At 47.6% G+C, this 26,585-nt stretch carries 21 protein-coding genes; 16 read left to right on the top strand and 5 right to left on the bottom strand.

The window, feature by feature from the left end; genetic code table 11:
- Positions 1 to 3: 3 nt before the first annotated feature.
- The 3 genes from ACR0QN_RS02450 to ACR0QN_RS02440 all read right to left on the bottom strand — a co-directional run bounded on the left by ACR0QN_RS02450 (position 4) and on the right by ACR0QN_RS02440 (position 4,919).
- Positions 4 to 2,790, bottom strand: a complete 2,787-nt coding sequence (locus ACR0QN_RS02450; RefSeq protein ID WP_432649604.1) for a DNA translocase FtsK 4TM domain-containing protein — start codon at positions 2,788 to 2,790, stop codon at positions 4 to 6.
- Between the two features lie 128 nt (positions 2,791 to 2,918).
- Positions 2,919 to 3,800 (bottom strand): undecaprenyl-diphosphate phosphatase, encoded by an 882-nt coding sequence (locus ACR0QN_RS02445; protein ID WP_432649603.1) that lies wholly within the window; start codon positions 3,798 to 3,800, stop codon positions 2,919 to 2,921.
- A gap of 375 nt (positions 3,801 to 4,175) precedes the next feature.
- Entirely contained in the window at positions 4,176 to 4,919 is a 744-nt protein-coding gene (locus ACR0QN_RS02440) for a ClpP family protease (protein ID WP_432649602.1), read from the bottom strand.
- A gap of 446 nt (positions 4,920 to 5,365) precedes the next feature.
- Here ACR0QN_RS02440 and spo0A point away from each other — a divergent pair, with 446 nt between their 5' ends.
- The 16 genes from spo0A to ACR0QN_RS02360 all read left to right on the top strand — a co-directional run bounded on the left by spo0A (position 5,366) and on the right by ACR0QN_RS02360 (position 23,997).
- The gene (spo0A, locus tag ACR0QN_RS02435; RefSeq protein ID WP_432649601.1) at positions 5,366 to 6,142 is read left to right on the top strand and encodes a sporulation transcription factor Spo0A; all 777 of its coding nucleotides are present in this window, start codon (positions 5,366 to 5,368) and stop codon (positions 6,140 to 6,142) included.
- A gap of 241 nt (positions 6,143 to 6,383) precedes the next feature.
- Entirely contained in the window at positions 6,384 to 6,968 is a 585-nt protein-coding gene (locus ACR0QN_RS02430) for a type III toxin-antitoxin system ToxN/AbiQ family toxin (RefSeq protein ID WP_432649600.1), read from the top strand.
- Positions 6,969 to 7,113: 145 nt separating this feature from the next.
- A complete protein-coding gene (locus ACR0QN_RS02425) occupies positions 7,114 to 7,983 on the top strand; it encodes a LysR family transcriptional regulator (RefSeq protein WP_432649599.1) in 870 nt (289 codons plus the stop codon).
- 22 nt (positions 7,984 to 8,005) lie between these two features.
- A complete protein-coding gene (uvrB, locus tag ACR0QN_RS02420; RefSeq protein WP_432649598.1) occupies positions 8,006 to 9,970 on the top strand; it encodes an excinuclease ABC subunit UvrB in 1,965 nt (654 codons plus the stop codon).
- Between the two features lie 41 nt (positions 9,971 to 10,011).
- On the top strand, positions 10,012 to 11,571 hold the full coding sequence (cls, locus tag ACR0QN_RS02415; protein ID WP_432649597.1) for a cardiolipin synthase: 1,560 nt from the start codon (positions 10,012 to 10,014) through the stop codon (positions 11,569 to 11,571).
- Between the two features lie 20 nt (positions 11,572 to 11,591).
- Complete coding sequence (locus ACR0QN_RS02410; RefSeq protein WP_432649596.1) at positions 11,592 to 12,863, top strand: AI-2E family transporter; 1,272 nt, start codon at positions 11,592 to 11,594, stop codon at positions 12,861 to 12,863.
- Positions 12,864 to 13,259: 396 nt separating this feature from the next.
- A complete protein-coding gene (locus ACR0QN_RS02405; RefSeq protein ID WP_432649595.1) occupies positions 13,260 to 13,952 on the top strand; it encodes an AAA family ATPase in 693 nt (230 codons plus the stop codon).
- An 88-nt stretch (positions 13,953 to 14,040) separates the two neighbouring features.
- Entirely contained in the window at positions 14,041 to 15,324 is a 1,284-nt protein-coding gene (gene urtA / locus ACR0QN_RS02400) for an urea ABC transporter substrate-binding protein (RefSeq protein ID WP_432649594.1), read from the top strand.
- A 128-nt stretch (positions 15,325 to 15,452) separates the two neighbouring features.
- On the top strand, positions 15,453 to 16,358 hold the full coding sequence (urtB, locus tag ACR0QN_RS02395) for an urea ABC transporter permease subunit UrtB (RefSeq protein ID WP_432649593.1): 906 nt from the start codon (positions 15,453 to 15,455) through the stop codon (positions 16,356 to 16,358).
- Between the two features lie 21 nt (positions 16,359 to 16,379).
- Positions 16,380 to 17,480, top strand: coding sequence for an urea ABC transporter permease subunit UrtC (gene urtC, locus ACR0QN_RS02390; RefSeq protein WP_432649592.1), 1,101 nt, complete (start codon positions 16,380 to 16,382; stop codon positions 17,478 to 17,480).
- Positions 17,477 to 18,241, top strand: coding sequence for an urea ABC transporter ATP-binding protein UrtD (gene urtD, locus ACR0QN_RS02385; protein ID WP_432649591.1), 765 nt, complete (start codon positions 17,477 to 17,479; stop codon positions 18,239 to 18,241). Before urtC ends, urtD begins: the two co-directional genes overlap by 4 nt.
- A 33-nt stretch (positions 18,242 to 18,274) precedes the next feature.
- The gene (gene urtE / locus ACR0QN_RS02380; RefSeq protein WP_432649590.1) at positions 18,275 to 18,967 is read left to right on the top strand and encodes an urea ABC transporter ATP-binding subunit UrtE; all 693 of its coding nucleotides are present in this window, start codon (positions 18,275 to 18,277) and stop codon (positions 18,965 to 18,967) included.
- Positions 18,968 to 19,196: 229 nt separating this feature from the next.
- Entirely contained in the window at positions 19,197 to 21,119 is a 1,923-nt protein-coding gene (locus ACR0QN_RS02375) for a diguanylate cyclase domain-containing protein (protein WP_432649589.1), read from the top strand.
- A gap of 464 nt (positions 21,120 to 21,583) precedes the next feature.
- Entirely contained in the window at positions 21,584 to 22,459 is an 876-nt protein-coding gene (gene pdxS / locus ACR0QN_RS02370; RefSeq protein ID WP_432649588.1) for a pyridoxal 5'-phosphate synthase lyase subunit PdxS, read from the top strand.
- Positions 22,459 to 23,025, top strand: a complete 567-nt coding sequence (gene pdxT, locus ACR0QN_RS02365) for a pyridoxal 5'-phosphate synthase glutaminase subunit PdxT (RefSeq protein ID WP_432649587.1) — start codon at positions 22,459 to 22,461, stop codon at positions 23,023 to 23,025. The genes pdxS and pdxT overlap by 1 nt, the downstream gene beginning before the upstream one ends.
- 111 nt (positions 23,026 to 23,136) lie before the next feature.
- Positions 23,137 to 23,997, top strand: coding sequence for an alpha/beta fold hydrolase (locus tag ACR0QN_RS02360; protein WP_432649586.1), 861 nt, complete (start codon positions 23,137 to 23,139; stop codon positions 23,995 to 23,997).
- A 48-nt stretch (positions 23,998 to 24,045) separates the two neighbouring features.
- Here ACR0QN_RS02360 and ACR0QN_RS02355 read toward each other — a convergent pair whose 3' ends face one another.
- Together ACR0QN_RS02355 and ACR0QN_RS02350 are read right to left on the bottom strand one after the other, a co-directional pair.
- The gene (locus ACR0QN_RS02355) at positions 24,046 to 24,870 is read right to left on the bottom strand and encodes a helix-turn-helix domain-containing protein (RefSeq protein WP_432649585.1); all 825 of its coding nucleotides are present in this window, start codon (positions 24,868 to 24,870) and stop codon (positions 24,046 to 24,048) included.
- Between the two features lie 201 nt (positions 24,871 to 25,071).
- Positions 25,072 to 26,550, bottom strand: coding sequence for an APC family permease (locus tag ACR0QN_RS02350; RefSeq protein WP_432649584.1), 1,479 nt, complete (start codon positions 26,548 to 26,550; stop codon positions 25,072 to 25,074).
- Positions 26,551 to 26,585: the final 35 nt, after the last annotated feature.

The raw sequence follows: 26,585 nt of genomic DNA, 5'->3' as shown, positions 1-26,585 counted from the left end.
GTATCACTCCTCAAAAGGCACATCGTCCTCCGCTACCTCCGCAGGAGCAGCACCTCCGCCGTTTCCGCTGAGTTTTCTCTGCAAAAACATCTCTCTTGTCATAAGCACCTGTCTGGGCTTAGCCCCCTCAAAGGGACCAACAACCCCCAGTTCCTCAAGCTCGTCCATAATGCGGGCAGCCCTCGCATAGCCAAGCTTTAATTTTCTCTGGAAATAGGAAACGGAAACACCCGCACCTCCTGCGTCCACCGCACATTCAATAGCACTTTCGATGATCTTGTCATCTGAGTTGTCATAGCTCTTGTCATTGTCCGCAGGACGTTCCTTTTCGCCCTTAGGCTGAGGAATGTTCTGCTCAATTTCCTTCATAATGTCATCGCTGTATGTAACATCACCCGCACCGTTCTTTATGAAGTTGACAACCGCAGTAACCTCCTTGTCGGAAGTAAAGCAGTTCTGAACACGTACAGGCTTTGCATAGCCCGTAGGGAAATATAAAAGGTCGCCGTTTCCAAGCAGCTTCTCAGCACCAATTTCATTGATAATAGAACGTGAGTCAATACCCGAAGCCACCTTGAGGGCAATACGTGAAGGAATGTTTGCCTTGATAAGACCCGTGATAACATCAACCGTAGGTCTCTGCGTAGCAATGATAAGGTGCATACCTGCCGCACGTGCCATCTGAGCCAAGCGGCAAATGCTGTCCTCGACCTCACCCGCCGCTGCCATCATCAGGTCGGCAAGCTCATCAATAACAATAACGATACGGGGGAGCGGTTCAACACCCTCAGTCTCCGCCGCCATCTCATTGTAACCCTTCAGGTCACGCACATTGTTGTCCGCAAAAAGCTTGTATCTCTTGAGCATTTCCTGCACCGCCCAGGCAAGCGCACCCGCCGCCTTTCGTGGGTCTGTAACAACGGGAATGAGCAGATGAGGGATACCGTCATAGATCTTAAACTCAACCACCTTCGGGTCAATAAGCACCAGCCTTACCTCGTCGGGAGTAGCATTGTAAAGAATGCTCATAATAATTCCGTTTGTGCATACGGACTTACCCGAACCCGTAGTACCTGCAATAATAACGTGAGGCAGCTTTGCAATGTCGCCGAGAATGATCTCGCCGTCAATATTCTTGCCCACCGCAAAGGTAAGCTTGCTCTCGGCGTTTCTGAACTCCTCGGTGTCGATAACATCTCTCAGAGTAACGATGTCCTTTATCTTGTTGGGGACTTCAATTCCCACCGCCGCCTTGCCGGGGATAGGCGCCTGTATACGAACACCTGCCGCCGCAAGGTTAAGAGCGATGTCGTCCGCCAGACCCGTAATTTTGGATATCTTAACGCCTGCATTCGGCTGCAGCTCATAACGTGTGACCGTAGGACCACGATGAATGTCAACTATCCTGGTCATAACTCCGAAGCTCTTCAGCGTCTCCACAAGAGTGTCCGCATTCTGCTTCATCTCAGCCTCTGCCTCCTCGGCGTTAAGCTCGTTGGAGGACTTTTTCAGAAGATCCATAGGAGGAATGACATATTCCGCAGGAGCAGTAACATTTTCGGCAATTTCGTTCTGAATGTCCTGCGCCGTAGTCTCGGGCATATCAAGATCCTCGTCATCGCCAATTTTGTTTGAAGCAAGAGTTGAACCCTTCACCTTGTCATTCTTCTTAAACAAAGGAATACCGCCCGAAGATCTTGCAGGCTCATTACCACCGCCCGAAACGGGAGCAGGCTCACCCTTTGCCGCAGGCTTGACCGCCTTTTTGATTATAGAAGCAAGATCGTCCTGCTTGCTTTCGGCTTCATTTGCAGCAGCCTTAGCCTCATTTGCCGCAGCCGCTTTAGCCGCCTGTCTCTGAGCCTCATTTTCCTCAACGGAACGAGCAATGGCATCTGCCTCAAGCTCCACAGCGCTTTTAGGCTTCTCAGGCTCGGCAGCAGCTTCCGCAGGCTTTTCTTCCACCGCTTTTGCCGCCTCGGCAGCCTTTTTCTTGCCGAAGGGCAGGGGAATGTCAATGTTGAATTCCTTCCGCTTTTCTTCGGCAGCCGCTTCGGGAACGTCCGCATTGGGAACTTTTTTCAAATTCGGCTGAGAACTTGCGGGAACTGCCTTCTTAGGCTGTTTTTTTGCTCCGGGAGGAGGAACGAACTCCTCAACTTCCTCATATTCGGGACGGGCAGCGTCAGCAGCGGCAAAAATATTCTTTATCGCCCTGAAAACGTCCACAATAGTTTTATTGGCAAGGAGCATTGTGAAAACAAATGCAAGGATAATAACGATAATAGCCGCACCTGTCTTGCCGAAAAGTTTCAGCAGAGGGAGAGCAATGACAGCGCTGAAAAGACCGCCGCCGTGCATAGCCTTGCCGTCCTCGAAAAGGTCGGTAAGAAGCTTTCCGAGAGTGATGTCGGGGTCAATAGGCTCCGAGAAAAATATCTGAATGACCGCACAGCAAAGCAGTACCAACAGTATGCCCTGAGCCACCTTTCCCGAGACTGTCTCACGCTCGGTGTCCTTTGATATCATCACCGAGGCATAAATGAGAATAGGGGGCACCAGCACCGCACCCACGCCGAAAAGGCCTAAAATGATGTTATGTATCGCAAGCCACGCCGACTCGCCCTCGAAGAGGAGAAACGCAAGAATGAGTATTCCTGCGGCGAAAATGACCGTAGACCACAGCACCCTGTCGTTGGCACGTTTTGCCTCCTGTTCTGCCTTGGTCGTTCTCCCCTTAGTGGTTGACCTTGATTTACCCGATGATGAAGCTTTTTTGGGAGCTGCCACTTTTTTATCTTCCTTTCTTTATTTTACCGTCCGAATATATTATATAAATATTATAGCACAATCGTTTCTAAAAATCAATGGACATTTCATACGAATTTATCCCTAAAAGTTAAGAACATTTGTATCTATCAGTCGATAATAATAGGGCTGCCGGTCACACGCTCATAAATTCCCGCACCGATGACGAGAATACCGAGAATAAAAGTGTACACCGCAAAAATGCCGAATTTGTCCGACTTCATCAGCCACTTTATGAGCCTGATAGCAAAGTAGCCCGAAACCGCCGCCACAGCCATACCGATAAGCAGGGGAACAGGCTCAAAGCTCATATCGCCGCTGCCCATATCCATAAGCTCCGATAAAGCACCCGCTAAAATTACGGGAATGCCTAAAATGAAGCTGTACTCCACAGCGTCCTCCCTTTTAAGCCCCGACATCAGCCCTGCGGAAATAGTGGAACCCGACCTTGACACGCCGGGCAGCAGCGCCACTCCCTGGAAAAATCCGATAACAAGAGCGTCCGTCACAGTAGTCTCGCCGCCTGTTTTGCCGTCGCCCTTCTTTGCAGTCTTACGGGCAGCTCTGTCGCCCATAGTGAGGATAGCTGCCGTGTAAAGGAAGCATATACCCTCCGCAATGATATCGCTGTCCGAGGACACCGCTGTAAAGAAGTCCTTGAATATGTAAAATGCAAACAGGGGCAGTATGGACACGATTATCATAAGTATCATACGCCTGTTTCCGTCTCCCACCTTAAAGGTGAACTTGCCCGTAAAAATATCTTTGAGCATAGCCAGCGCTTCAAGAATAAGCGCCCATATCTTCTCACGAAAGGCAATGAAAACGGCGATAAGGGTGCCGATGTGGAGAGCAATGGTGGTAAACACCGCCTCATCTCCCGTCACCCCCGTGAAATGCTGAAAAAGCGAGAGATGACCCGAGCTTGAAACGGGCAGAAACTCCGTAGCTCCCTGAATAATTCCCTGAATGATAGCTTCAAAAATTGTCATTATGTAAGATCCTTTCATATGCGGGTGACGACCCGCAGCGAGACGTTCTGTAATTTACTTGGGCGACGAACTGTCGGCTCGGTAACGGCAGGCTGAGCCTGCAGCCACTCGTTCTATAGTTTATTTGGGCGACGAACTGTCGGCTCGGTAACGGCAGGCTGAGCCTGCAGCCACTCGTTCTATAGTTTATTTGGGCATCATACTGTCGGATCGGTAACGGCACATATAAGTAACCCGATAAATTGTTTCTTTATTCTTTTAAAGTGGAAAATGAAAAACACAGCCCATAGGACATTTTCAATTTAACACTTTAAAGAATAAAGAATAAATAATAAAGAATAAATAATAAAGTTATACGGATACGTGTGCGTAACGTTACTTGTTCTTGTTCTCATCGGGATAACGCTGCTCACTCGTCTCAATAAGCTCATACAGCGCCTCAACAGCGTCCGAAAGACCGCCCAGCCTGTCGATAAGCCCCTCTTTTACCGCCGTTTCCCCGTCAATGACTGTACCCATATCAAGTACAAGCTCACCCGTGTTCATCATCAGCTCAGAAAATCTCTCGGGAGAGATGCGGCTGTTCCGGCACACAAAATCGGTTATCCGCTTCTGCATAGCCTCGAAATAGGAAAGCGTCTGAGGAACGCCCAGCACAAGCCCGTTCATACGCACAGGGTGAATGGTCATAGTAGCGCTGGGAACGATATAGGAAAGCTTAGCCGATACCGCCAGCGGCACGCCGATAGAGTGACCGCCCCCAAGTACCACCGAGACCGTAGGCGTCTTCATACCCGAGATAAGCTCCGCAATGGCAAGCCCTGCCTCCACATCGCCGCCTACGGTATTCAGAATGATAAGCAGTCCCTCAATGGAGCGGTCCTGTTCTATAGCCACCAGCGCAGGCATAATATGCTCGTACTTTGTGGTCTTCGTTCCCGGGGGAGCGGCGTAATGCCCCTCAATCTGTCCGATAATGGTCAGACAATGGATAAGGTGCTTGGAATTTTCCGAGACCGCCTGTCCCGCCCGTTCAATAAGCTCCGCCTTGTCGATAAGCTCCGAAGCGGCTGAGTTTTCATCGTCCTCCGTGCTCCGGCTGTATTTTTCATCCGACACCGAAAATACCTCCCGCAATTCATAATATACCTATTATCTCTGTTTAATGCGGAAATATTCCCGGGTGCACATAATTAAATTATACATCACAATTCCTGCAATGTCAATGAATTTTTGCAGGATTGCAAGTTTCCTGCTGCAAAAAATTGCATTTTGCCTTGAAAAACCGCTGTGATTGACGGCAAACACGGAAAAAATGCCGTAATTGTCAGGCAAGCCTAAAATTTTATAAATGTCGACACTCAGCTTTTGACGAATTGCTTTAATTGCCGTCAGAGGCTGTTGGAATGCTTAAAATAAGCGCTGTTTATCAAAAATATACGGGATTTGTTATACCCCCAAAATAACGCAAAAACTATTGCAAATTTAAAAAAAACGTGATAATATTATGTCAACGGGTGAATAAATCACAAGTAAAAAACATAAAAAAGAAAGGACGACCGAAAATGAATGAAAAAATCAAGGTTATCATCGGAGACGAAAGCAAGGAGTTTGGCTGTATGCTTGCAAATTCCCTGAGAGGAAGAGGATTTTTTGCGGTAACGAGAGACAGCGACGGACTTGCGCTTCTTGAAGCTATCCGCAGCGAGGAGCCCGATGTGGTAATAGTTGACAGCATAATCCCGGGAATAGATGCAGCAGAGCTTATCAAGCGCTGCGGCAGCTTTGTACATAAGCCCTTTTTCATAGTCACCTCCGCCTACAGGAATATGTTTGCCGAGCGGCAGATAATGTCGATGGAGAATGCATATTTTATGCTCAAGCCCTTCGACTGCGATATGCTGGTGAACGTTATCCGCAGCGCCGCACAGATGGAGCTGCCCCCCGACGACCCCAGACTTAAAGAGGATATGAAGATGGTGGTCACGGAAATAATCCACCAGATAGGCATACCTGCCCATATCAAGGGCTATCATTATCTGAGAGAAGCAATTCTCCTGAGCCTTGACGACGAGGAAATGCTTGAGAGCGTAACAAAGCTTCTCTATCCGACTGTGGCAAAGCGCTTCAACACCACCGCCTCACGTGTGGAGAGAGCTATCCGCCACGCTATCGAGACTGCCTGGGACAGGGGCGACCTTGACACCATTCAGAACCTTTTCGGCTACACCGTAAGCGTAGGCAAGGGCAAGCCCACAAACAGCGAGTTCATCGCTCTGATAACCGACAATCTCAGACTCAAATACAAAAAGAATGAAAAGGCGCAGATCGCCGTAAAGTGATACTGTCAAAAAGATCCTCTGCAATTTCCGCAGGGGATCTTTTTGTGCTTGACAAGCTATGCAGGCTATGGTATAATATATACAGACAGGTGAAAGCCTGTCATATATGAGAGCTTTGCTCTTGTAAAAAGCAGGAGGACCCTGCCGCTAAGTGGGAGTATTAAAGTAGGAGGACCCTGCCGTTAAGTGGGAGTATTAAAGCAGGAGGACCCTGCCGTTTAAGTGGGATTTATAAAAAGCTGTGTTTTTCGGCACAGCTTTTTTTTATGAAAAGAATGGGTGTAAAAAATTGGAAAAACTGAATTTTTATTATGTTGATATGAAATATATACGTGATCTTGCCAATGCGGACAGCAATGTGCTGTCCGTTTCGCCGCAGGATAACAAGCAGACACGTCCGTTTGTGGGAGTTATTCTTGTCTGTGGAAACAGGACTTATTGTGTTCCGTTATCATCTCCGAAAAAGAAGCACGAAACGATGAAAAACAGAGAGGACTTCTCAAGGATCATTGACAATAACGGAAGGATAATAGGCGTGCTTAATTTTAATAATATGATACCCGTATGTCAAGAAGTCATTACGCCTATAGATATTCGTCCGAACCGCTCCGACCCCCCTGCTCAGATCGGGCGGAAGAAAATTATGAATATTCAGCTTGACTGGTGCAATAAAAATAAGGAGCTTATATGTAAAAAGGCAAATAAGCTTTATCATCTTGTGACCGAAACGCCCGAAAAAATGCGCAGCCTTACACGAAGGTGCTGTGATTTTAAAAAGCTTGAAACGATCTTGGATAAACGGCTTGAAAACATTGCCGTAAAATGATACTATAAACATCTCCTCCTATGGTATAATAAAAATATCATAGGGGGAATTTTTATGCCGAAAAATATAGACAAATCCATATAAAGGTAGTATAATATAATATGTGCTTTTCTATATGACGCTATGGGGGAAGTGAATAACCGAAGTGAATTTACAGCATCTGAAATATATGACAGAAGTAGAGCGCACAGGCTCGGTAACAAAGGCGGCGGCAAACCTCTTTATGGGACAGCCGAACCTCAGCAAGGCAATAAAGGAAGTGGAAAACGAGATAGGCATAACGGTTTTCCGCAGAAGCGCAAAGGGGGTATATCCCACCCCCGAGGGAGAGCGTTTCCTTTCACGGGCAAAGGCGGTGCTTGAGGAAATGGGAAAGCTTGAAGCTCTGTACAAGCAGGATAATGTCCCCGAGCTTTTCACCCTATGTGTTCCCGGTGCAGAATATGTGCCCGAGCTTCTTGCGGAGCTTGCACAAAGTCTGTCCGTAAATATCGAGTGTGTGACCGCTCCTTTTTATCTTGCGGCAGAAAATGTGAGCGAGGGGATATGCAAAATTGCCGCAGTCCGCTGCCCCGACGACTGCAGGGACTTTTTTGCGGCGCTCATTAACGAGAAAAATCTCCGCTCGGAGCAGCTTTTTTCGGGAAAGTACAAGCTCACAGTCTCAGAAAACAGCCCCATTTCGGAAAAAGATGATCTGCCTCCCGAAGCCCTTTCTGAACTCATTCGGATAACCTCGGGAGATGACTTCAAAAGCGGCAGTCCGACAGAAAAAAGGATAGTTTTACGAAACGGCTCAGACCCCTTTGAACTGCTGTCACTTATCCCCGAAGCTTATATGCTTGCCGCACCCGTCCCTGAGAGCAGACTGAAAAAATACGGACTTGTCCAAAGAGAAATACAGGGCGGCGGAGGATTTGCCGACTGCCTTATCACTCCATCGGGATATAAGCCCGACGAATACACCGCTGCATTTGTCAGATGTCTTAAAAACGTGATAAACAAAAACATATAGATGATATTATAAGGAGACCGCTATGGATAAATTTGAACTTGTGTCCCCCTACAAGCCATCGGGAGACCAGCCACAGGCGATAGACAAGCTTGTGGAAGGACTTGAAAAGGGGTACAGAGACCAGACCCTGCTGGGTGTAACAGGTTCGGGAAAGACTTTCACAATGGCGAATGTCATTGCCCGAATGAACCGCCCCACCATCGTTCTCGCCCATAACAAAATTCTTGCGGCGCAGCTCTGCTCCGAGTTCAGGGAGTTTTTTCCCCATAATGCCGTGGAATATTTCGTTTCCTACTATGATTATTACCAGCCCGAGGCATATATCCCCTCCACCGACTCCTATATTGAAAAGGACAGCGCCATAAACGACGAGATAGACAAGCTCCGCCACAGCGCCACACTTGCCCTTGCCGAGCGCAGGGACGTTATAATCGTGGCGTCGGTATCCTGCATATATTCTCTGGGCGCACCCGAGGAATACCGCAGCAACGTCATTTCTCTCCGCAAGGGAATGGAAATGTCCCGTGAGGAGCTTCTGAAGAGGCTTGTGGATATACAGTATGAGCGAAACGACATAAATTTTGTCCGCAACAAATTCCGTGTAAGAGGAGATGTGGTGGAAATATTCCCCGCAGGCTCCACCGAGAATGCCATTCGTGTGGAATTTTTCGGAGACGAGATAGACCGCATTTCCGAGATACAGGTGCTTACGGGAAATGTTATCTCCACCCTTGCTCACACGGCAATTTATCCCGCTTCTCACTATGTAGTTTCGAAAGACCATATCCACGAGGCTGTCCTTGAGATAGAAAGGGAGCTTGGAGAGCGTGTGGAGTGGTTTGAAAAGCAGGGCAAGCTTGTGGAAGCACAGAGACTTAAACAGCGCACCCTTTACGATATCGAAATGCTTGAGGAAATAGGCTTCTGCAAAGGGATAGAAAACTATTCACGCATACTTGCGGGCAGACAGCCGGGCAGCACACCCTATACTCTCCTTGACCATTTTCCCAAGGATTACCTTCTTTTCGTGGACGAGAGCCACGTGTCCCTCCCGCAGGTAAGAGGAATGAGCGCAGGAGACAGAGGCAGAAAGACCGTTCTTATCGACTACGGCTTCCGTCTCCCCTCGGCATACGATAACCGTCCACTTAATTTTGACGAGTTTGACTCAAAAATAAATCAGGCGATATACGTATCCGCCACCCCGGGTCCTATCGAAAGGGAGAAGTCCGCTCAGATAGTTGAGCAGGTAATTCGTCCCACAGGTCTTGTGGACCCCGAAATTATCGTTAAGCCCGTTGAGGGACAAATTGAGGACCTTCTCAGCCAGATAAATATACGTGCGGAGAAGAATGAGAGAGTCCTTGTCACCACCCTTACAAAGAAAATGGCGGAGGACTTAACAGCATTCCTTACCAATGCAGGGGTAAGAGTGAGATATCTTCATCACGATATCGACACCATCGAGCGAATGGAAATTATCCGGGACCTGAGACTGGGCGAATTTGACGTGCTTGTGGGAATAAACCTGCTCCGAGAGGGACTTGATATCCCCGAGGTTTCACTTGTGGCAATTCTTGATGCGGACAAGGAGGGCTTCCTCCGCTCCGAGTCATCGCTTATACAGACCATCGGACGAGCTGCCCGAAACAGCGAGGGCAAGGTAATAATGTACGCCGACAGCGTAACAGGCTCAATGGAGCGTGCCATTGCCGAAACAAACCGCCGCAGGGAGCTGCAGCTAAAATACAACGAGGAACACGGGATCGTGCCGAAGACAATTATCAAGGACGTTCGTGATGTTATCGAGATATCCACCAAGGAGGAGGTAAACGGCAAGACGAGCGAAAAGAAGCTCACCAAAAAGGAGCGTGACGAGCTTATAACAAAGCTCACCGCCCAGATGAAGGAAGCCGCAAAGCTGCTTGAATTTGAGCACGCCGCTTATCTGAGAGACAAGATAAACGAGCTAAAGGAACAGAAATAAACAAGGAAACCCCTGAAAGATAAAGAAAGGATAGTCGGAAAATGAGCAGTTCGGAATTTAAGATCAAATGCCGCAGGATCATAGTAAACAGGATATTCATAACAGCTTTGTTCCTTATCCTGCAAATTGCCTGGTTTGCGCTTTGCATAGTAAAGCTTTCAGCCTTTTCGGGCATAATAAACGCATCGCTTCGGGCGCTGAGCCTGCTCATAGTGCTTTACATTGTCTGCAAGGAGGACAATCCGTCCTACAAAATGATATGGATAATCCTGATAATGGTGCTGCCCATTTTCGGCGGGCTGCTCTACCTTTTTGCAGGCAACAAAAAGCCCTCCAAGCATATGCACCACAAGATACAGGCAACAAAGGAAAAATATCTGCCAATGCTTAAAAGCTTCGGTGAAAAGGGAAAAGCTCTGGAGGAGACAGACCCAAGAGCCTATGCCGTCTGCCGCTATATCAATAACCTCAGCGGTTATCCTGTCTATTCCAATACCCAGGTGAAATACTACCCCGTAGGCGAGCTGATGTTCAAGGATATGCTTGCGGAGATACGAAAGGCGGAGCATTTCATTTTCCTTGAATATTTCATAATCGGTCTTGGAAAAATGTGGGACGAAATGCTGGAGGCGCTTGTTGACAGAGCGGAGCACGGCGTTGAGATACGGATAATTTACGATGATATGGGCTGTGTGGCACTTTTGCCCCCGAAATATTTCAAGGTGCTGGAAAAGATCCACCCCAACATCAAATGCCTTGCCTTCAATCCCGTAGTACCCGTCCTCTCCCTTGTGATGAACAACCGTGACCACCGCAAAATACTGGTAATAGACGGACATACGGGCTTCAACGGCGGCATAAATGTTTCTGACGAATATATAAACGAGACTGCTCCCTACGGTCATTGGAAAGACACAGGCGTAATGCTTCGTGGAGACGCTGTGATGAACCTTACGGAAATGTTCCTGGAGCTGTGGCACAGCTTCAAGGATACCGAAGTCAAGGCGGATATCGTGAAATACGCTCCCGAGGTCTACGGCGAGAAATACCCCTCGGACGGCTATGTGCAGCCCTTTTATGACACACCTCTTGACAGGGAAGCACTCAGCGAGAACGTCTATATCGAAATACTTAGCCGTGCGGAAAAATACGTATATATCTACACCCCCTATCTTATCCTTGACGATATAATGAAAAACGCCCTCTGCCTTGCGGCGAAAAGGGGAGTGGACGTCCGTCTCGTCACCCCCGGCATACCCGACAAGAAGATAATCTACCGTATGACCAGGGCAAATTACACTCCGCTCCTTAAAGCAGGCGTCCGTATATTTGAGTACACCCCCGGATTTATCCACGCAAAGAGCTTTGTGAGCGACGATAAGATAGGCGTTGTGGGAACCATAAACCTTGATTACCGCAGCCTGTTCCTGCATTTCGAGTGCGGCACTCTTTTGTACGGCAACAAGGCTGTGGCAGACCTTAAAAAAGACTGCCTTGACACATTTGAGAAAAGCAGAGAGATAACTCTTCAGAATATAACGCAGTATTACCGTGGAACGATGTTTGACGCTCTGCTCCGTCTTATCGCTCCTCTGCTGTAAACAAGAAAGGAAGTATGTAAATGAACCAAAGAGACAAAAGCAGATTAAAACGGTTTGTACCTTTTTTGCTCCTCTCGGCGGCGGCGGTGCTCCTTGTGATGTATTTCGGCACAGTCGCCTCCGCTCTGAAAGCGGTGCTGGGCATATTCAGCCCCCTGCTTATCGGCTGTGTGCTGGCATATATACTTAACATCATAATGCGCAGGATAGAGAAGACATATTTCCCGAATTCCCGGAAACGTGCAGTCATCGCAACACGCCGTCCCGTCTGCCTTATACTTTCACTGCTGACGGTAATTCTTGCGCTGGCTCTCATAATGGTGATAATCGTTCCTGAGATAGGAAATATCTTCCGTGTGCTGAGCGATTCCTTCCCCGTCTATGCGGCGACTGTTCAGCAATGGCTTGCCGAAGCGGAGGTGAAATACCCCGAGGCGGCTGAGCTGATAAGGGAAAATATTGACCTGAAAAACTTTGACTGGAAAACCATATCCCAGACGGTCATTGATTTTGCAATGAACGGAATGGGCGGAGCGCTGACCTCTGCTCTCACCGTTATCTCCTCATTTTTCGGGGGAATAGTAAACTTTGCGGTGGGACTTATCTTTGCCATATACATTCTTCTCAGCAAGGAGAAGCTGGCGGAGCAGGTGGGCAGGCTTATGAAAAGCTATATGAAGCCCGAAAGCGAGCGCCGATTCCGCTATTTCTGCGCTACAGCGGATAAATGCTTTTCAAGCTTTATCGTGGGACAATGCACAGAAGCTGTCATCTTAGGACTGCTCTGCGCTCTGGGAATGACAATTCTCCGTATACCCTATGCATCCACTATCGGCACCCTTATCGGCGCCACCGCCCTTATCCCCATTGTGGGAGCATACCTGGGAGCGGCTATAGGTGCGCTTATGATCGTAGTGGTAGACCCTATGAAAGCACTTTGGTTCCTTATTTTCCTTGTGATACTCCAGCAGGTAGAGGGCAATGTGATATACCCGAAGGTGGTAGGCTCCTCGATCGGACTGCCCGGAATGTGGGTGCTGGCGGCTGTTACCGTGGGCGGCGGACTTGGAGGCATCGGCGGAATGCTGCTGGGCGTGCCTATGGCGGCAACTGTTTATAAGCTCCTTGAAAACGATGTTCACCGCAGGCTTGACGGGGAAATTTCTTCCGAGAATTCGGAAGAAATACGCTCGGAGGACAATGCCGCCCCGACATCTCCCGATGATAATACTTCCGTTCAGCAGGAGACTGTGGAAAATGCCGGAGAGAACGGCAGCTCGGATAATAGCTGAGATGTAAATATTTTTGTGAAAGCTTATGGTTTAGCATATAAATTGAAATATGGCAGGTTCAGTCTGTCAGACGGTTTGCAGTCCCGTTTTGTATCGGCGTAAATTCGGGACCGGATATCCGTTTGCTATAAGGCTGCGATGATCTTGATGCGTCTCTCCTCCTTACAAGGGGGGAGACCTTTTTTGTGCTTCAGAATTCCGCACAGACTTTTCAATTATGAACAAAATGCAAGTTTATGATTTGCAAATTGCATATTTTACAGAATTTCTCTGATATTTACCGTATTATATCTGATTTTTACCGTAGCAAACGGTGGATTTTTATGGTATATTTTATTTGCAAAAGAAAAATCCGTATAAAGGATATGCAAAATGTTCTGCGAAAGGGGAAGCCCTATGGATAATTACGTTATAACCATTGCCCGAGGCTTCGGCAGCGGAGGAAAGCATATCGGAATGGCTCTTTCAAAGCGGCTCGGTATCCCCTGCTATGACAGCCAGATACTTGCAATGGCTTCAAATTACAGCGGGATAAGCAAGGATCTGTTCGTTCAGGTGGACGAAAAGCTGAGAGGCTATCATCTCCTTAAACGGCTGATGAAGACTCCAAACACCGACGAAGTCGTCCAGCCCACCGACAAAAGCTTCATTTCCGATGTTAACCTCTACAACATTCAGGCGAGGATAATCAGGGAGCTGGGCAAAAACCAGTCCTGCATTATAATCGGAAAGTGTGCAAATCACGTTCTCAGAGATTATGACAATGTGGTCAGCGTGTATGTGGAAGCCCCCCGCAAGGAATGTGTGGAGTCTATCGTAAATCTTCTCGGCGTTACCGAGGACGATGCAAACAAGCTTATCTATCAGACCGACAGATACAGGGCTGATTACTACAAATACTACACAGGCGGCGAGAACTGGACAAATCCCGTTCTCTACGATATGACCCTTAACACCGCCCGTATCGGCAGAGACAAATGCGCCGAGCTTATCGTGGAATATCTAAAAATAAAGCTTGGCAGCGACATTCTCGAGAAAAAGGGAACTATCGAAAATGACAAGGCGCTTGCAGCGCTCAATTTAATTTAATTTCGGCAACGGAGCCGACGGAGATGTGGAAAGAGTCTCCGCCGGCTTTTTTGTATAGTTATTCATAAAAAGAAGAGAGGAAAATTTTATGAAAAAATTCAGTATGAAAATGATCGCCGCCCTTGCTGCGGCAGGAATGATGGCTCTGAGCCTTGCAGGCTGCGGCGGCAGCGCAGGCACATCGTCGGGCGGATCGGAAAGCACCGACGGCTCTGCGGCTCCTGCGGCTTCGGGAGATGATACCGTCAAGGTGGGACTTCTCCACTCTCTCACAGGCTCAATGGCAATAAGCGAAAAGGCTGTAAGAGATGCCGAGGTGCTTGCAATTGAAGAAATAAATGCCGCAGGCGGAGTTCTGGGCAAGCAGATAGTATATGTTGAAGAGGACGGCGCATCCGAGCCTTCAACCTTCGCCACAAAGGCAGAAAAGCTGGTGGACAGCGAAAAGGTAAAGACAGTTTTCGGCTGCTGGACTTCTTCTTCAAGAAAGGCTGTAAAGCCCGTATTCGAGGATTACAATTCTCTGCTCTGGTATCCCGTTCAGTATGAGGGTATGGAGCAGTCGCCCAACATCGTTTACACAGGCGCAGCTCCCAATCAGCAGATCGTTCCCGCTATCGAATATCTCATTGACAAGGGCTACAAGAAATTCTTCCTTTTAGGCTCGGATTATGTATTCCCCAGAACAGCAAATATGATAATCACCGCTCAGGTAAATGCCGCAGGCTGTGAAGTAGTCGGCGAGGAATATGCGGATATGGATCAGACCGATTTTGCTGCTATCATCGGCAAGATCGAAGCCGCTCAGCCCGAGGTCATTATCAACACATTGAACGGCACAGGCAACGTTTCCTTCTTCAAGCAGATGGCTGAGAAGAACTACACCAGTGAGAATTATATGACAATGTCCTTCTCCATTGCAGAGGAAGAAGTTGCAACTATCGGCGCAGATATCCTCAAGGGTCATATGGTATCCTGGAACTATTACCAGACCACAGAGACCGATGTGAACAAGTCCTTCGTTGCGGCTTACAAGGCAAAGTTCGGCGATACAAGAGTTACCTCCGACCCTGCAGAGGCAGCATATGACGCTGTTTATCTCTGGAAGGCAGCCTGCGAAAAGGCAGGAAGCTTTGAGGTAGACGATGTGCTCGGCGCTATCCGCACAGGCGAGATCTCCTTTAACGCTCCCGAAGGCACAGTTACCATCAACGGCGAGAACCAGCACCTTACAAAGCCTGTAAGAATTGGCGAGGTAAGAGAGGACGGTCTTATCTACGAGGTTTATTCAACTCCCGCAGCGGTTGACCCCGACCCCTATCTCACTACATATGACTGGGCTGTTGCAGCAGGCATTCAGCCTATCGAGTAAAACGTTTTAACAAATATCCCAGGGAGGAGCATCCTACTTCGCTCCTCCCGTGATATTGTTTCGTAAGCTTCGGAATAATACCCGATATTCCGAAGCTTATGAATTTCCCCGAAAGGATGAGTATTTTTATGGAACAGTTTATCACCACCCTGTTCAACGGACTTAGTCTCAGCTCCATAATACTTCTCACGTCCCTGGGACTTGCCGTTACATTCGGACTTATGAGAGTTATCAATATGGCTCACGGCGAATTTGTTATGATAGGAGCCTATATGACCTATGTGGTGCAGCAGATATTCGTGAAATTCTTCCCCGAGAGTGTTCGGGATATTTACTACATAGTTTCCATTCCCTCCGCATTCGGTGTGGCATTTTTGCTTGGAAGTCTCCTGGAGAGATTTGTTATCTCAAGGCTTTACGGCAGAGAGATAGACAGTCTCCTTGCCACCTGGGGAATAAGCCTTATTCTCCAGCAGGCTGCAAGAAGCATTTTCGGTACTCAGGGCGTGAATGTCACCGCTCCCTCCTTCCTGAAAGGCGGCATACAGATAGGCGGCTGCACATTTTCCTACAACCGTATCTTTATCTTTGTAATGATCCTGCTCTGCCTGCTTATGGTATGGGTCATAATGTACAAGTCAAACTTCGGTAAGCAAATGAGAGCGGTTATGCAGAACAGACCTATGGCTCAGTGTATGGGAATAAATTCCAGACGTGTGGATAATATCACCTTCGCTCTCGGCTCGGGTCTTGCGGGAATTGCAGGCTGCTCGGTGGCTCTTCTCGGCTCAATTGACTCCACCGTTGGTCAAAGCTACATCGTTAACTCCTTTATGGCTGTAGTTCTGGGCGGCGTGGGCAAGCTTGCAGGCACCGTTTTAGGCTCCACCATAATCGGCTCGGCAAGCATATTTACCGAAAATTACACCTCGTCCACCATTGCAAAGGCTATCGTTCTTCTTATCGTTATCGTGTTCTTGCAGAAGCGTCCTCAGGGTCTCTTCGTTATCAAGAGCAGAAACTTAGACGAATAACAGGGAAAGGAGTTTTCTCACGTGAAAAATCTGCTAAAGAAGCAGGGCAGCAATATCTGCTTTGCATTTATAGTTCTTCTCCTCGCCCTTGTTCCCGTAATGTTTTCGGCAGGGCTGATGAACAGCTCAACGGTGCTGTTTTTAGGCAAATGCATTGCATTTGCTGTGGTGGCAATGGGACTTGACCTTATCTGGGGCTACACAGGCATACTGAGCCTCGGTCACGGACTGTACTTTGCTCTGGGCGGCTACGCAATGGCAATGTACCTTAAACTCCAGAGCACAGGCGGCAAGATAACCGACTTTATGCACACAGGCGGACTTGATGAACTGCCCCTTGTGTGGAAGCCATTTCTGAACCTGCCCCTCTCCATAATTATGATAATACTCGTTCCTGCCGTTGTTTCGGGAGTTATCGGCTATTTCATCTTCAAGAGCAGAGTCAAGGGCGTTTACTTTTCCATCATCTCTCAGGCGCTCACCTGGGCGGCGTATTCAATGTTTATCGCCCTTTCTCCCTACACCAACGGAAATGTTGGCATTACCGAGATAAAGTCGGTGTTCGGCAGCATCAAAGGCGAGGCTAACAGGGACAATATGTTCCTGCTGTTCTACATCTCCCTTGGAATTATGATACTTATTTACGCTCTCTGCAAATTCCTTGTGGGCAGAAAATTCGGCAAACTCCTTATCGCTATAAGAGACGGCGAGAACCGCACTTATTTCTCCGGCTACAGAGTAAGCCGCTACAAGACATTTGTATATGTTCTTTCCGCTGTTATTGCTGCCATAGCAGGTGCGGTATTCGTTAACTTCAACGGCAGCATCACTCCTTCTCAGATGACCATAGCATATTCCATCACAATGGTCATATGGGTGGCTATCGGCGGCAGAGGAACCATAATCGGCGCAGTCATCGGAGCGTTCCTCATCAACCTCTGCGAGTATAATCTCAGCTCCGGAGCAATGGTTGAGGTTTGGCAGTACCTTATCGGTGCGCTGTTCTGCATTACAATTCTTTTCTTCAAGGGCGGAATCGTGGGATTTGTAAAGGATCATTTCCTGGGCGATAAGAAAGCTGCCCCCGCAGCGCAGGCAAAGACTGAGGAGGCAAAGGTATGAGTAACGAAAATATTCTTGAAATAAAGAACATCTCCGTCTGCTTTGACGGCTTCTACGCCCTTACCGATGTGCGGACAAACGTAAAGCGCCACACGGTGCATTTCTTCATAGGTCCCAACGGCGCAGGCAAGACCACTCTCCTTGACATTATCTGTGCAAAAACCAAGCCTACCTCGGGAAATATTATGTATTACCCCGAGGGCAGAGAGGGCATAAGACTTACGGGTATGAAAGAGTACAAGATAGTGGAAGAGGGTATCGGAAGAAAATTTCAGGTGCCTTCGGTGTTTGTGAACCTCACCGTCCTTGACAATATGATACTGTCCCTCAAGGGTCACAAGGGAATTCTCGATTCCATATTCGGCAAGCCTTCAAAGGAGGATATGGAAAACATCGACAGCGTCCTTGAAAGAGTGGGGCTTGCGGATAAAAAGGACGTAAGGGCAGGCAGCCTTGCACACGGTCAGAAGCAATGGCTTGAGATAGGTATGCAGCTTGTGTCAAAGCCCGAGATAATTATGCTTGACGAGCCTGCCGCAGGTATGGGCAAGCCCGAGACATTCCGCACAGGTGAAATTCTCAAGGAGATAAAAAAGGAATGTACCGTTATCGTCATTGAGCACGATATGGATTTCGTAAAGCAGGCGGCGGATATCGTTACCGTTCTCCACGAGGGAAAAATCCTTATGGAGGGCAATATCTCCGATGTGCTGGCGGACAAGACCGTTCAGGCGGTTTATCTGGGCAGAGGTGCGGAGTGATATCCCGAAATAAAGTCGAAGGGTTGATATTTGATGCTGAAAATTCAGAACGTTGATTCATACTACGGTGAGAGCTGCGTTATAAAAGGGCTTTCCTTTGAAGTGCCCAAGGGTAAGATAGTAAGTCTCATAGGCAGAAACGGCGTTGGCAAGACCACCACTCTTAAGAGCATTATGGGACTTGTGAAAACGCCTACGGGCAGTATTCTTATGGACGGTCAGGAAATGATAAAGATGCCCGCTTATGAGAGAGTGCGCCTTGGCATAGGCTATGTTCCTCAGGGAAGAGACATTTTTCCTCAGATGACGGTGCAGGAAAATATTGAGCTGGGACTCCAGCCCAAGGGCGGCAAGGGAACTGTGCCCGATTACATTTACGACCTGTTTCCCATTCTGCCTAAATTTGCCAAAAGAAAGGGCGGCGACCTTTCGGGCGGTCAGCAGCAGCAGCTTGCCATTGCAAGGGCGCTGGCGGCAGACCCCAAGATAATCATTCTCGACGAGCCTACCGAGGGTATACAGCCCTCCATTATTCAGGATATCGGTGCGGCGATACGGAAGATAAACGAATGGAAGGGCATTACCGTCCTTCTTGTGGAGCAGTATCTTGACTTTGTTCTTGAGAATGCAGAGGATATTTACGTTATGGAAAAGGGTGAGATAGTTTTCAAGGGAGGCAGGAATGAAGCTGACCACGATACCATAAGGCAGCTTATGACCGAATAATAATGATCACACGCCCCTCTGTGCCGGAGGGGCATTGTATTTTTTACAGCAGGATATCAGATCCCCTGCTCATTTGCGGATATTTAGTCAATAAAAGTCCGCTTTTTAAAAAATAGCTCTTGAAAAATTCACACTTGTCTAATATAATATAAACTGATGTAATATTTGAACAAGACAATGGACAGATCATATTGTCCCTACTTCATACATTTTTATCAAGAGGACTAAAATGCAGAACATAAAGAAGATCATTACGAGCCGCCTGTATGGCATCACTCTGGGAATGGTGGCGGCGCTCCTTATATTTTCCACTGTTATTCAGATATCAAATGCCAGACACTATGCCGTGGAAAGCTCCGAGATATCGTTTTATCACATCGAACAGCTCCTTTCGGAAAACAAACAGGAGCTTGCGGACGTTAAGGAGCAGTACCGCAATACCTGCCTTTTAGACGCCGAGGGCATTGCTTATATCCTCCAAAGATATCCCGATGCCATATACAGCATTGACGATCTCAAAAAAATTGCCGAATTTATGGAAGTTGACGAGATACACATCTTTGACAAGACGGGCAGGATAATTTCGGGCACTCACCCCGAATACTACGGCTTGACCTTTGATTCGGGAGAGCAGCTGAGTTTTTTCAAGCCTATGCTTACGGATAAAACCCTCAGGCTGTGCCAGGACGTTACTCCCAATACTGCTGAAAGCAAGCTTATGCAGTATTCCGCTCTGTGGAGCGAGAACGGTGAATTTATCGTGCAGATCGGTATGCAGCCTGTGAACGTAATGAAGGTAACAGAGAAAAACGAGCTGTCTTATATTTTCTCTATGCTGAGATCCGACCCCGAGATCGACCTTTATGCCGCAGAATTGGAAAGCGGCGTTATCATAGGCTCCACCGACACGGAGGACGTGGGAAAAGATCTTGAGGATATCGGTATCTCTCTCTCAAAGGCAAAGGACGCTGAGAGCGGATTTGACGCTTCGGTGAACGGTGTGAAGTGTTACTGCATTTTCCGTGAGACGGACGGAATACTTATCGGCAGGATAATCACAAACAAGGAGCTTTACAGAAATATCCCCTACAGCATATGCGTGCTTGCGGCAGGTCTGCTGCTTATCTCCGCTATACTTGTGCAGGCGTTCCTGCGCTGCATTAACAAGTTTGTCATTGACGGCATTTACGATGTTAACAGCAAGCTGAGAATGATAACCGAGGGCGATCTGGACGAGAAAATTTCCGTTGACACAAGCCTTGAATTTTCGGAGCTCAGCAGTCACATTAACGAAATGATAGAAAGCCTGCTGTCGAGTACGGACAAAATATCCTATGTTCTTAACAGCACAGACGTACATATCGGCGTTTACGAATACAGCGAAAAAATGAAGCGTGTGCGATTTACGGAGCAGGTCCCCGAAATACTTGCTCTTGACAGGGAAAAGTCCGAAATGCTCTTTGCGGATCAAGCTCTGTTCAGGCAGTATATCGCAGATATCCTTGATGACCCTGTGGACGGCGAAAATTCGGTTTATCGGCTTGGAGGAGAAACAGAGCATTTCATCAAGCTGAAAGAAATATCAAATGGCAGGGAAAATCTGGGAATTGTCATTGACGTGACCGAGGAAACGCTGAAACGCCGCAAGATAGAGGCGGAAAGAGACATTGACCTGCTGACGGGGCTTTACAATAGGCGTGGGCTTCAGAACAGGCTTTCAGAGCTGTTTGCCGAGTCTGAAAAGACAGGCTATGGCGCTATTGCTATGATAGACGCTGACGGACTCAAGGAAATAAACGACAGATACGGTCACGACAAGGGTGATATGTATCTCAGAAGCATTGCAGACGCCATCAGCTCAGTAGGAAGCAATGGTACTGTATGCGCTCGTCAGGGCGGCGATGAATTTGTGCTGTTTTTGTATAACTATCCCGATGAAAAGGAGCTTCGGGAGGATATTGACAAGCTGGCTTTCATTCAGCAAAATGGCAGCGCCGACCTGGGTGACGGTCTGACAGTTTCTTTGAGATTTTCCTTCGGGTATTGTATGACCAAGGGAGAGACGGATACTGACGCTTTGCTGAAGCTTGCCGACGAGAAGATGTATCGCAACAAAAGCGAGAGGAAAAAGGCAATGTCGGCTCAGATGTGAATTATAAAGTGAACAGCTTTTTTATCACAATAATGCCTTGCAGATACAATTCTCCTCTTCTGTACAAAAAAGCAATGTCAGCTGTTTGTCGGGAAATAGATTTTATAAAAATTTGCGATATGCACAGTTTGCTTTTTGCTGAAATTCACTGTATTGTGCAATTTTGCCAATAACGTTTTTGGGAAAATAATGCGTCGGATTATCTTTGTGAGAAATTCACAGATATCCGGCGCCTTTTCTTTTTATATGTGGTATATATCTATAACTTTAACGCACGAAAGCAAAGAAGTTCTCAGCTTGAAAAAAATACCCGACAGGATTATAATAAGGAAAAATTCAGCCGAAAGGAACGATATAAGTTTGAAAATCAAAGATTTTCAAACTTCCGAGTTTTGTTTTTCGGACTTTGTCCGAAATTTTCTAACGAAAAATACAAAACTCTCTATGAAAGGACGGTTATTTTAATGAGTGAAAACAGAGCAGAGCTTAACAGAAACCTTGCCCAGATGCTCAAGGGCGGAGTTATTATGGACGTTACCACACCCGAGCAGGCAAAAATCGCAGAGGCTGCAGGCGCTTGTGCGGTAATGGCGCTGGAGCGTATCCCTGCGGATATCAGAGCGGCAGGCGGCGTTTCGAGAATGAGCGACCCCAAGATGATAAAGGGCATACAGGCGGCGGTGTCTATTCCCGTAATGGCAAAGTGCAGGATCGGTCATTTTGCAGAGGCACAGATACTCCAGGCTATCGAGATAGACTACATTGACGAGTCCGAGGTGCTTTCTCCCGCAGATGACAAGTATCACATTGATAAGACCCAGTTTGATGTTCCCTTTGTGTGCGGAGCAAAAGATCTGGGCGAGGCGCTGAGACGCATTAACGAGGGTGCTTCTATGATACGGACAAAGGGCGAGCCGGGTACGGGCGATGTTGTTCAGGCGGTGCGCCATATGAGAATGATGCAGTCGGAGATAAGAAGAATTTCCTCAATGTCCAAGGACGAGCTTTACGAGGCTGCAAAGCAGCTGCAGGTGCCCTACAACCTTATCGAATTTGTTGCGGTGAACAAGAAGCTGCCCGTTGTTAATTTTGCGGCAGGCGGAGTTGCCACTCCTGCAGACGCCGCTCTTATGATGCAGCTGGGTGCAGAGGGCGTTTTCGTTGGCTCGGGTATTTTCAAGTCGGGCAATCCCGAAAAGCGTGCGGCTGCTATTGTCAAGGCTGTCACAAACTACAATGACCCGGGGCTTCTTGCGGAGCTTTCGGAGGACTTAGGCGAGGCTATGGTAGGAATAAACGAGCAGGAGATAGCTCTGCTTATGGCGGAGCGTGGTAAGTAATGTCAAAGGTAATTGCCGTTCTGGCATTGCAGGGCGCTTTTGCGGAGCACGAAAAAAAGCTTTCGGAGCTTGGTATCGAAAGCTTTGAGATAAGGCGGCTGCCCGATATTGACAGGTCTTTTGACGGGCTTATTATCCCCGGGGGAGAGAGCACCGTTCAGGGCAAGCTGCTCAGAGACTTAGGACTTTTTGACCCCATAAAAAAGCGTATAGAAGGCGGGTTGCCCGTTTTCGGCACCTGTGCGGGAATGATACTTCTTGCACAGAGCATTGAGGGAGGGGAGCAGTCACATCTTGCCACAATGCCCGTTACGGTCAAGCGCAATGCATACGGCAGGCAGCTTGGCAGCTTCTTTACAAGGGATAATTTTAACGGCAGGGAAATTCCTATGAGCTTTATCCGTGCGCCCTACATCAGCGACATCGGCTCTGCGGAGATACTTGCGGAGACGGGCGGCAAGATAGTTGCGGCAAGGTATGAAAATCAGCTTGTAACTGCCTTTCACCCCGAGCTTTGCGATGATATGTATGTTTATGAGTATTTTCTTACGATGATGGGCGAGTGAGTTTTTATATGTTTGGTCGGGCTGCTTTTCGGGGCAGCTCGATTTTTTTTGTTTGGTTGACAAAAGGGGGCGGGGAGTGGTATAATGAGAAAAAATAACGGGAGATCGTATATGAGCTCGATTTACAGAAATGAAAATGCAAAAAAAGCAGTCCTCGAACTGTACGACAGGCAGCTTGAGGCACTTGGGATACCGTTTAAGGATATTTATGTTGAGACAAGCTTCGGCAGTACCCATCTCATAGAGTGCGGAGATATGGACAAAAAGCCGCTGCTTGTGTTTCACGGCGGCAATGCGACTACTGCTTATAATCTGAAATACTGTGATTTTCTTCTGCCTCATTTTCATATTTATGCGGTGGACACCATTGGTCACCCGGGAAAGAGTGCGGAAGTATCTCTGTCCCCCTATAATCAGGATTACGGAAAATGGGCAGGCGAGGTCATAAGACAGCTGGGATATGAAAAATTGGCTTGCTTCGGCGGTTCATTCGGCGCAGGAGTGCTGGTCAAAACAATGTGTGCGGCGCCCGAAACAGTTGAGAGAAGCGTGCTGCTGGTTCCGTCGGCTATAAAGAACGCTTTGTCAATAAAAAGCATAAATATGATGTTCCCGATGATTATGTACTATATTACCCACAAGGAAAAATGGTTCAGAAAATGCCTTCTGCCTATGGCGGTCGAAGAAAAGAACATTTCCGAGGACATTCTTATCACCGCAAGGTGCAGTATTGACAACGCTAAGATCAAATCAATTATGCCTCAGGACGAAAAGGAGTCGGAACTGAAAAAATACCGCAGTCCCGTACTTGTGATGGCGGCGGAAAAGGACTGCCTTTTCCCTGCTCATAAGGTCCTGCCCCGGGCTCGCAAGGTATGGAAGCAATGTGATACATATATGCTTGAGGGCAGGGGACATATGAATGAACTTACCGAAAAAGAAAAAGAAATGATCGTTGAATTTTTAAAATAATAGGGTACCATATTGCGGTAAGGTCAAATGGCAAAAGGTATTACAGCATTATTTTATAACATTGAGCCTTGCTCTGAATTCTTCTTCTTTCAGAAATGACTGATATTTTTTAGGGGTCAGCCCCGTATATGATTTGAAATCGTGGACGAAATGCGCCTGGTCGAAATATCCCAGGTCTGCGGCTATTTCGGTCAGAGACCGTTCCCGTGGGTCATTCAGCGCCGAGACAGCAGTCTGAAATCTGATTATCCGTGCAAGCTGTTTTGGGCTAAGACCCATCTCGTCCTTGAAGCACTGGTTTATGTATCTTACCGAATAGCCCGTATCGGAAGCCATCTCCTCCACCGAAACATTTCCGTACATTCTAAAAAGCGTGATCGCAGAGTGGCGCACAAGAAGATTGCCGTACTCCTGGGGACAGACACGGCGGTAAATGCTGAGATATGACCGCATAAAACAGTTTATCTGCTCCTTGAAATCACGGCTCGTAAAAATTCCCTCCATCATACGCTCGTCGTGGATAAGTTCGCTCAGATCAATTTTATTGTTCACAAGCTCCTGCATGATCCCGACCTGACCGATAACGGGATTAAAGCCCGGGAGAAATCGTACGCCGAAATAAAGGGTGCAGGGCTTCATTACAGTATAATTCATAGAAAGAACGGTTCCGCAAAGCTCGGCGCAGGGGGCTGCGGGGTCGCAGCAGAAAAGCATATCCGCACTTCCGTCGGGGATAACGCAGACAGGTTCTTCACCTGTGACGCATTGGTAAAAATGGACTATGCCGAATTTGTTGAGAACATATTTCAGATAAGACCTTGATGCCGTTACAAAGAACGGCTGCTTCGGAGTAATATACAACAGTTCTTCCATATATCATCACCGTAAGCATTATATCATATTACATAAGGCATTTCATCACTATTCTTTATACTCATTATGAAAAAAGACAGCCCGCAAAGGGGCGGCCCCTTTGTCATTTCGTTAGATAAACAGCGAAATGAGCAAAGTTTGCCGCTTTGTACCGTTAAAACTTCTTTATCGGTACTTCCCTAAAGAGCTGTCTTTTAAAATTTATTCCTCGGGACGTGTGCCTGTGTTGGTATCGGCTCTCACGCTGACGATCTCGGGTTCGGCGGAAAGATGAAGCTTTCTTGCCATTTCGGGATCGTGGTTTATCTGGTACAGGTCGCTTTCCATAGCCATAACTTCCTTAATGGGATAGGGCTTGAAAAGAGGGCGCTTTATCACAAGTTTTGTCCAGATGACCGCATATACGGACAGGATAGCAAAGGTGATGAGGAAAATAGCGTATATCTTTGTCTTGACCTCCATACTGGGGTCGATGTTCCATATCATAAATGCGTTTCCGATAACGCCGATAACGGGGATAACCGGACCTAAGGGCACCTTGAAGGTTCTGGGAGCCTTGGGCATTGTTTTTCTCAGCACCAGCACGTCGATATGCAGAATGATGTAGGAGAATATCCAGAAGGTACAGCCTGTAAGTATCAGGAATGTTACCTGGTCGCTGGTGGAAAGTCCCGTTGCGTTGATGATTATCATTGCGGCGGAAACTATCAGCAGACCAACATAAGGCGTGCCGTATTTATTCTTACGCATAAATACGGAGGGCAGCAGCTTTATCTTTGCCATTCCGCAGCATATCTGTGAAATGGAGAACATAGCCGTGTTTACCGTACTGATAACAGCTAAAAGGGATATTATCGTCATCCAGGCGGTGCCGAATTTGCCGTAGAGAAGGCTTCCGTAGAGGATATGGGGAACGGTGCTCGATCCAAGCTCTTCCCAGGGGGTATAGTGGCTGAATCCGATAGTCACGAATATCTGCATTACAAGTATCGCAAGCAGACTGATGACCATTCCGAGAGGAACGTTTCTGCGAGCATTCTTTACCTGTGTTGAAATGGGCACGATAAATTCTGCTCCGATAAAGAGGAAGAAGGCAAGACCCAGCAGGGAGAAAATATCTCCGATATCCGAAGATATCACCGCAGGCTGCTCGACTACCTCGCCTGTGCCGAGCTTCAGCGTTCCAAGTATGCCAAGTATCGCAAGCGAGCCTATAAGACCGTAGGCAACAACATTCTGTATCTTTGCAAACATATCCACGCCGAAAAGATTAAAGCACATAAGGATAAGTATCAGGATTATCGAATACACAGTTCCCGAGATTGGAATGTCCGAGAACACGCTGCTCATAGTATTTCCGAACATTGCGACCTCTGTGCTGCCCATTATGGTCTGGCAGGTAAGATATCCGCCCACGTTCACAACTATTGAAGCAAAGGGTCCGAGACAGGCAAGGGTGTACTGCGCCATACCGCCCGAAAGGTTAGGCATAAGCGCATTCAGCTCGCATATGGAAAGTGCTGTAAGGATGTTGAAAAGACAGGCGATGACCATTGTAATGATAAAGGGAGTTCCGATAGCCGCCGCTCCCTGTCCTATGGAAAGCAGACAGCTGGTGGCTATGATAAGTCCCACGCCCGTAGCTATGGCGCTGGGCAGGCCGAGTTTTTTATTCTCCATAAATTTTCACCCCATTACGGTTGCTTTTTTACGGG

Origin of the sequence: Huintestinicola sp. (assembly GCF_050874005.1) — a bacterium.
In the GTDB taxonomy this organism is placed as follows: Bacteria; Bacillota; Clostridia; order Oscillospirales; family Ruminococcaceae; genus Huintestinicola.
This window is presented reverse-complemented; position numbering and strand designations above follow the sequence as displayed.

What these genes read in the sequence shown, in the direction of transcription:
- ACR0QN_RS02445 (WP_432649603.1), bottom strand. Translation starts at nt 3,800, where the DNA reads ATGACAATTTTTGAAGCTATCATTCAGGGAATTATTCAGGGAGCTACG.
- spo0A (WP_432649601.1), top strand. Translation starts at nt 5,366, where the DNA reads ATGAATGAAAAAATCAAGGTTATCATCGGAGACGAAAGCAAGGAGTTT.
- uvrB (WP_432649598.1), top strand. Translation starts at nt 8,006, where the DNA reads ATGGATAAATTTGAACTTGTGTCCCCCTACAAGCCATCGGGAGACCAG.
- cls (WP_432649597.1), top strand. Translation starts at nt 10,012, where the DNA reads ATGAGCAGTTCGGAATTTAAGATCAAATGCCGCAGGATCATAGTAAAC.
- ACR0QN_RS02410 (WP_432649596.1), top strand. Translation starts at nt 11,592, where the DNA reads ATGAACCAAAGAGACAAAAGCAGATTAAAACGGTTTGTACCTTTTTTG.
- ACR0QN_RS02405 (WP_432649595.1), top strand. Translation starts at nt 13,260, where the DNA reads ATGGATAATTACGTTATAACCATTGCCCGAGGCTTCGGCAGCGGAGGA.
- urtA (WP_432649594.1), top strand. Translation starts at nt 14,041, where the DNA reads ATGAAAAAATTCAGTATGAAAATGATCGCCGCCCTTGCTGCGGCAGGA.
- urtB (WP_432649593.1), top strand. Translation starts at nt 15,453, where the DNA reads ATGGAACAGTTTATCACCACCCTGTTCAACGGACTTAGTCTCAGCTCC.
- urtD (WP_432649591.1), top strand. Translation starts at nt 17,477, where the DNA reads ATGAGTAACGAAAATATTCTTGAAATAAAGAACATCTCCGTCTGCTTT.
- urtE (WP_432649590.1), top strand. Translation starts at nt 18,275, where the DNA reads ATGCTGAAAATTCAGAACGTTGATTCATACTACGGTGAGAGCTGCGTT.
- ACR0QN_RS02375 (WP_432649589.1), top strand. Translation starts at nt 19,197, where the DNA reads ATGCAGAACATAAAGAAGATCATTACGAGCCGCCTGTATGGCATCACT.
- pdxS (WP_432649588.1), top strand. Translation starts at nt 21,584, where the DNA reads ATGAGTGAAAACAGAGCAGAGCTTAACAGAAACCTTGCCCAGATGCTC.
- pdxT (WP_432649587.1), top strand. Translation starts at nt 22,459, where the DNA reads ATGTCAAAGGTAATTGCCGTTCTGGCATTGCAGGGCGCTTTTGCGGAG.
- ACR0QN_RS02360 (WP_432649586.1), top strand. Translation starts at nt 23,137, where the DNA reads ATGAGCTCGATTTACAGAAATGAAAATGCAAAAAAAGCAGTCCTCGAA.
- ACR0QN_RS02355 (WP_432649585.1), bottom strand. Translation starts at nt 24,870, where the DNA reads ATGGAAGAACTGTTGTATATTACTCCGAAGCAGCCGTTCTTTGTAACG.
- ACR0QN_RS02350 (WP_432649584.1), bottom strand. Translation starts at nt 26,550, where the DNA reads ATGGAGAATAAAAAACTCGGCCTGCCCAGCGCCATAGCTACGGGCGTG.